6 protein-coding genes and 1 riboswitch are annotated in these 5,885 nt (G+C 42.1%); of the genes, 5 read left to right on the forward strand and 1 reads right to left on the reverse strand.

The genetic code is table 11. The annotated features are described in order from the left end of the window. From ABFC84_05315 to ABFC84_05335, 5 genes are all read left to right on the forward strand, one after another. Positions 1-595, forward strand: a 595-nt coding sequence (locus tag ABFC84_05315) for an amino acid ABC transporter permease (protein ID MEN6412173.1), incomplete at its 5' end; no start/stop codon positions are given. Beyond that, a complete protein-coding gene (locus ABFC84_05320) occupies positions 592-1,317 on the forward strand; it encodes an amino acid ABC transporter ATP-binding protein (GenBank protein MEN6412174.1) in 726 nt (241 codons plus the stop codon). The genes ABFC84_05315 and ABFC84_05320, both read left to right, overlap by 4 nt. A gap of 70 nt (positions 1,318-1,387) precedes the next feature. After that, positions 1,388-2,530: an iron-containing alcohol dehydrogenase gene (locus ABFC84_05325; protein ID MEN6412175.1), complete on the forward strand. Its 1,143-nt coding sequence runs from the start codon at positions 1,388-1,390 to the stop codon at positions 2,528-2,530. A gap of 172 nt (positions 2,531-2,702) precedes the next feature. Then, positions 2,703-2,831: a hypothetical protein gene (locus tag ABFC84_05330; protein MEN6412176.1), complete on the forward strand. Its 129-nt coding sequence runs from the start codon at positions 2,703-2,705 to the stop codon at positions 2,829-2,831. 80 nt (positions 2,832-2,911) lie between these two features. After that, complete coding sequence (locus ABFC84_05335; protein ID MEN6412177.1) at positions 2,912-3,505, forward strand: Glu/Leu/Phe/Val dehydrogenase dimerization domain-containing protein; 594 nt, start codon at positions 2,912-2,914, stop codon at positions 3,503-3,505. A 194-nt stretch (positions 3,506-3,699) separates the two neighbouring features. On the opposite strand, the gene ABFC84_05340 is transcribed toward ABFC84_05335, so the two are convergent. Continuing rightward, entirely contained in the window at positions 3,700-5,415 is a 1,716-nt protein-coding gene (locus ABFC84_05340) for a methyl-accepting chemotaxis protein (protein ID MEN6412178.1), read from the reverse strand. 178 nt (positions 5,416-5,593) lie between these two features. Then, positions 5,594-5,683: riboswitch (cyclic di-GMP riboswitch) on the reverse strand. Between the last annotated feature and the right edge of the window lie 202 nt (positions 5,684-5,885).

The following is a 5,885-nucleotide window of genomic DNA, read 5'->3' on the forward strand; positions in this document are numbered from 1 at the left end:
TATTCTTGCTGTACTTGGTATTTTGGCCGGCTTTATTATTGGTGTTGTTACCGGCTATATCAGAACGACTCAAAACAAAGTACTGAGTGTAATAGCCTCCTTTTATGTTTGGCTTATCCGTAGTACGCCGATCATCGTGCAGGCACTGTACATTTATTTTGTTATACCCAATGTTTTGCATGTGACTCTAAACCGGGAGATGGCGGGAATCATTTGTATTTCCCTTAATGCCGGTGCTTACATTTCGGAGATTGTCCGCGGGGCAATTAATGATGTACCGAAGGGGCAATGGGAAGCAGGGTTTTCTTTGGGCATGAATAAGCTGCAGATTCTAGCTCATTTGATCTTTCCGCCGGCTTTTAAAAGCATGCTACCGGCTTTAGGCAATCAATTTATTATTACAATCAAGGATACCTCCATTCTAACAGTAATCGGTGTCGCGGAAATGACATACCAGGCTTGCCAATATGCGGCGACATCTTTTAATCTTGTTGAAAGTTATACCATCTTGGCACTGTTTTATCTATTTTTAATTTCAATACTCTCGGTTGTTTTGAGTGTTTTAGAAAACAAGATGGGAGTGGATAGAAAATGATGAAGGTTTGCCATTTAAAGAAAAAGTTCAATCAGAATATGGTATTGGATGATGTGAATCTTGAATTGAAAGCCAAAGAAGTAACATGTATCTTAGGTCCCTCCGGGGCGGGTAAAAGTACATTCTTGCGCTGCTTAAATTTATTGGAGAAGCCAACGGAAGGTAAGATCCTGTATGACGGGAAAAACACTTTGGATGATAAGTTTGACATTCGGCAGCTGCGGGAAGACGTAGGTATGGTATTTCAGCATTTTAATTTATTTCCGCTAAAAACTGTTGCCGAAAATATTATGTTAGCGCCCAGGATCGTGAAAAAAATGAACAAGAAAGCTGCCCGGAATCAGGCGATGGAGATGCTTGATAAAGTGGGGCTGGCGGATAAGGCCGATGTGATGCCCCATACCTTATCCGGCGGACAGCAGCAGCGGGTAGCAATTGCCCGAGCGCTTGCCATGGAGCCCAAGATGATTCTCTTTGACGAACCGACATCGGCTCTTGATCCCGAATTGGTCGGTGATGTTCTGGCTGTTATGCGCAAGCTGGCTAACGAGGGGATGACGATGATCGTCGTCACGCATGAAATGGGATTTGCCAAGGATGTGTCCGATCGAATCCTCTTTATGTCGGATGGAAATATTGTTGAAGATTCGAATCCGGAAGATTTTTTCACAAATCCAAGGACGGAGAGGGCGCATTCCTTTTTATCCCGCATTATTGCATAGGTGGACTTGATTGGATCGGCAAATCACTTTTTCGTGAGCAGTTCTGATCTTTTATGGAGAGGGGTTTGACGTGAAAATATTAAAGTTGCAAGGCGGTTCTATTATCAACGGTGAAGGTTCTTTAGAATATTTAAGGCAAGTGGAATATAAGAAAGCCATGATTATTACCGGAAGCAAGTCTATGTTTGCATCCGGTGTCATTGGGAAAATTGAAGCATATATGAAAAAGCCGGATAGGCAAATCCACATCTATGGGGTAATTGGTAAAAATCCAACCAAGGAAGAAGTCTATCAAGCGCTTTATCAGGCGCGGGAGTTTAAGCCCGATGTAGTTATTGCCGTTGGCGGGGGATCGCCTATGGACGCAGCCAAAGCGGTTGTCTTGTTTTATGAATTTCCGGATCTCAATTTTGACAACGTATTTTCCACCAAACTGCCCGAGAGAAGAGAAAAAGTAAAATTTATCGCCATTCCGTCGACTTCCGGCACAGCCAGCGAAGTGACACATGTGACGGTGATTACCTATCCGGAAGAAAAAGTGAAGCGGGCCATCCGTTGCGATTGTTTGCGGCCGGATATTACCATTTTAGATGGAACGATTCCTCAAACGCTTCCGCCTCATATTGTGGCGGAAACGGGAATGGATGCCTTGACACACGCTTTAGAATGCTATATCAATAAAAATGGCGATGAATTTACCGATGCGCTGGCCAAAGAGGCTATAGAAGGAATTTTGTATTGGCTGCCGATTTCATATGAAAAAGCAACCTTGGAAAGCAGACAGAAAATGCATGCAGACCAATGTATGGCCGGTATGGCATTTTCGAATGCCGGGCTGGGAATTGTCCATGGAGTATCTCATGCTTTTGGCGGAATGTACGATACGGCGCACGGACTGGCTAATGCGGTTATTTTGCCGTATTCTATGGATTATAATAAAAAAGATGCATTTGTCGCTGCTAAATATCAGCGACTATCCCGGGCAATTGGAAAGGATATCATATTTGCAGTAAAAAAACTAAGTGAGTTTTTGGAAATTCCGCCAAGATTTAAAGATATCGGTATTGCTGAAACGGCATTCAAAGAAGCTTATGAGAATTTGGTGAAAAATTCATTGGGAGGATCAACTGTCGTAAATCCGATTGTGGTATCGGAAGCGGATATGAGAAAGTTTGTAAGTGCAGTGTATTATGGATATCCCGTTGACTTTTGAACCGACCGGAGCGTGTGCATAGAGGGAGGGAAGCAATAATGGAAACATATAATCCGTTTCGAAATATGCTTGGCTTTTTAGATGCTGCTGCCTAAAGACTTGACTTAACGACTGACGATTATATTGCATTGCGCTCCCCGGAACGTGAGATGATTGTTTCTATACGGTTATTATGGATGATGGCCATATAAAAATTTTTACAGGATATGAGTTCAACATAACAGTTCGCGGTGACCCTGTAAGGGTGGATACGATTTCATCCGGATTTAATTTGGATGAAGTGAAGGCATTGGCTGCCTAGATGACATGGAAATGTGCCGTTGTCGACATTCCCTATGGAGGAGCAAAAGGCGGGGCTATCTGTGACCCTGCTGCGCTGAGTTGAAAAGACTAGAACGTATTACAAGGTGCTACACTGCAAAAATTTTGCCTATACTGGGAACGGAGCAGGATGTGCCAACACCGGATGTAAATACGGATGCACAGGTTATGGCGTGGATTATGGATACTTATAGTTCTTACCAAGGCCATTTCGTTCCGGCGGTTGTAACGGGGAAACCCTTGGAAATTGGCGGATCTTTAGGGAGACGTGAAGCTACAGGACGCGGTGTCATGTTCACCATGTTGCAGGAACAAGGTTTTTCCATTGTGGCCATTGGTGATGCCTCCTGTGCTTTTTATAAACCGGATGGTCTGGATATTCATGCTGCTATACGTTATACAAAGAAAAATAAAGGTTTACTTAAGGGATATTGCGAAGAAGGGGCTAGGCTGATCAGTAATCAGGATTTGCTGGGACCGGATGTGGATATATTAATTCCTGCTGCTCTGGAAAACCAAATCAACGAACAAAATGCCGCCTATATACGTGCTAAAATTATCGTGGAAGCTGCTAACGGACAGTTCCTTATTTTGAATGAGTACAGAATGAGCAGTCTTTTCATTGGGATGAAACTTACATTAACGACAATCTGAAGAAGACGATGAAAAAAGTGAAGCATATGAGAGAAATATAAAATATAGTTATACTGTGGGTCATTCGAAAACGAAAGCCTGTAGGAAATACACGATGCAGATGGAATCTGCTGTGAGTTCCTACAGGCTTTTTCGTTATATTTACTTAATAAATGAGGTGACGGAGGAATTAGTTTGAAACCTATCCTTTTCTATTACATTTGAAACTTGCTAATTGCTTTATGGAGATCTTGCGCCAGGCGAGACAATGACTGACTGGAAGAGGCGATTTCTTCCATGGATGCCGACTGTTCTTCTGTTGCAGCGGATACTGCCTGCGCTTCTCCAGATGCCGATTTGCTTAATTGATCGATCTGTTTTACGGATTCGACAATTTGCTGGCTGCCAATAGCCATCTGCTCGATGGTAGCAGATATTTCTTTCACTTGTCCAGACACTTGAGTTATTAGGCCTGTGATTTCCTGGAATGATTGCCCGGAAGCATTGACTACTTCTGCTCCCAGCTTAACCTCGCGAGTGCCATCATTCATGGCTACGACTGCTTTGTCAGTATCGCCCCGAATTTCACCAATCAGCGCGGCGATTTGCTTGGCGGCATCTTGCGATTGTTCTGCAAGTTTGCGAACCTCTTCCGCGACTACGGCAAAACCACGCCCTTGTTCTCCGGCACGCGCAGCTTCAATAGCGGCATTTAAAGCTAATAAATTAGTTTGACCAGCAATACCCGAGATTGTATCGACAATCTGTCCAATTTCCTTAGAACGTTCCCCCAATTTGGCTACTACCTGGGCAGAGGCGGTAACTGTCTGTTCGATATGGGCCATCTGATTGACCGCTTTAGCCACCGATTTATTACCTTCGATGGCCTTATCAGCTGCTTGAGCCGACTGTCCGGCTACTTCATTGGAATTGGCAGCAACTTGCTGGATACTGGCTGACATCTGCTGTACCACGGCAGATGTGTCATTAGCTGCGCCTAGTTGTTGCTCTGCGCCTTTTGCCACTTCGGTAATGGAAACAGCAACCTGGTTAGCGGCTTGGGCTGACTGATCGGCACTCGCGGTCAGTTCCTCTGAGGATGCAGCCAACTGCTCGGAGGACTCATTGACGTTTTTCATCAGTATACGGAGACTGCTCCGCATTTCTACCAAAGCATCTGCCAACTGACCAATTTCATCTTTTCTGACAAGCAGACGCTCTTTCTCACGCAAATCGCCTTCTGCTAATTTTTTGCAAACTAATACCATTGTATTGATCGGGTTTGTTATCATTTTGGTAATATATAGGCCGCTCACAATTAATACGAGAAATACGGCTGTTACAATTGCAAATAAAATGTTTTTAGAGTGCTCAAAGTCAATGTCATTTTGACTATTGATTTTATTGGCACCTTCAGCGTTATATTCACTTAACTCTATCAGGCATTTTTCAAATTCAGCCATCGATGGTCTAACACGTTGTTCATATACTACATAAGCCTCAGCATTTTTGTTCTGCAAGACCAAATTGATTATTGCATTTCTTTCCTGACGGTAATTTTGCATGGCTGCTTTAAATTTAGGAATCATCTCAACTTCAAAGGGATCTAATTTTGTTTTTTCATATTCAGCAAAATTATTGTCGAATTTTTCTGCTTGAATGTCCATGTCCTTTTTTAGTTCATTTCTACGGTTATTATCAGTAGTGAGCATCAACTCTAGCATATCAGATTTAATAGTTCGCTCAATCGCAATATCTTGACTCATCAGCTGTACCGGAATCAACTTATCTTTGTACATTACTGTCACATCGGTATTCGCTTTAAGTAAATAGTGGTATCCTGTGTAGGCAAGAATTGCTGACGATATAACAGCTATGGCGATTAGAATACCTAGTTTATAAACCATTTTTAAGTTATCAAACCATTTCATCCTGATTTCTCCTCTCGATTAGCAGATCTTCTTTCTTCTAAAACTGCAACAACCGTTTTTTTTTGCTCCATGTCTATAAACTTTAAAATGTCGATAGCCTTTCCTTCGACTCTGTAAATAACATCCTCCTTTCTTCATCTTTGCATAATATAAAAACTGCCAGGAAGGACTAGTATTTAGCCGCAACCTGACAGTCATAATTTCACAAAGAAACGTTAGACCAATGGCTTTGCGTCCCTACCTTTCGGTAAGTTTGCCGAATGAATAAGTGCTATAATAGAAACAGTAGCGACTGGCTCAATATGCAATATAATATATTTTTGCATGTTATATTGCACAAATACGCTTGATAAAAGTTTACCATCGCTGGATTAATTATGCAATATAATATATTTTATATGTTATATTGTACAACTGCTAGGGAGAGATGTTGTGAATAATTTAAATGGGATCATTAGCTATAATTTATC

This window comes from Veillonellales bacterium (assembly GCA_039680175.1).
Lineage (GTDB): Bacteria > Bacillota > Negativicutes > JAAYSF01 > JAAYSF01 > JBDKTO01.